1 protein-coding gene is annotated in these 815 nt (G+C 33.1%); it reads right to left on the bottom strand.

The window, feature by feature from the left end; all coding sequences use genetic code 11:
* A partial coding sequence (locus QD409_RS35420; RefSeq protein ID WP_430765034.1) for a hypothetical protein occupies positions 1-753 on the bottom strand: 753 nt, incomplete at its 3' end.
* Positions 754-815: the final 62 nt, after the last annotated feature.

The raw sequence follows: 815 nt of genomic DNA on the forward strand, positions 1-815 counted from the left end.
ACTATAGTCAGTACTATATGAATCTTTTCCAACAAAAAGTTTAATCCAACAAGTGCTGCTTGTTGCGCCGTTAAAGGCAACCCATGTGAAATCAAGTTTAGCAGATGCTTTTCCGTTTAGATTTTCTGTTTTTCTTGTAATCTTAAGGTTGTCGTAAGAAGCTGTACCGCCTATTCCTACAATTTTATAGTCATATACTCGTGAAATATAGTCATTACCACCTTGCACAATGGTGAAATCAGCATAAAAATGTGCATTAGCTATTCCAGTATATACATATGCTTTAGCTTTTTTGAAATTTTTATAACCACTTCCACTTGTAACAGTTCCTGGACTAACTGCAAATGTTGAAAAACCACCAGTAGTTGGAGCCTTTTCTGTAAATTCTACAATAGTTGGTTCTAATGTTGTTACTGCAATAGAACCATCTTTAAAAGTGGATATTGTTTCAACTCCATTTTCTTCTGTTGTTTTTTCAACAGTATTAACTGGTTCTTGACCTTGTTTAATAGAATCCCATACTTCTCCATTCTTTAATTTTGTAATCAATTGGTCTTGAGTTGTCTCATCTACATTATAACTAGTTAAAAATTCTTTTAGGGATGCTATATCTTCAGCAGTTATTTGCTGAGATTGTTCCACTACATTATTTGAGGTTGGGCTATCTAACTCACTAGCAAAACTTGTGGTAGCTCCCAAYCCAAGAGAAAGCGCTAAAACTGGAATAGTTAAACCTGTAATGAATTKCTTCAAAATGATACCCACCTTTTTTGTAATTTTTTAAATTTTCCCAAATAACAATTTGATTATATACC

The organism is Rhizobium sp. BR 315, from assembly GCF_050577975.1.
Classification (GTDB): Bacteria; Pseudomonadota; Alphaproteobacteria; order Rhizobiales; family Rhizobiaceae; genus Rhizobium; species Rhizobium miluonense.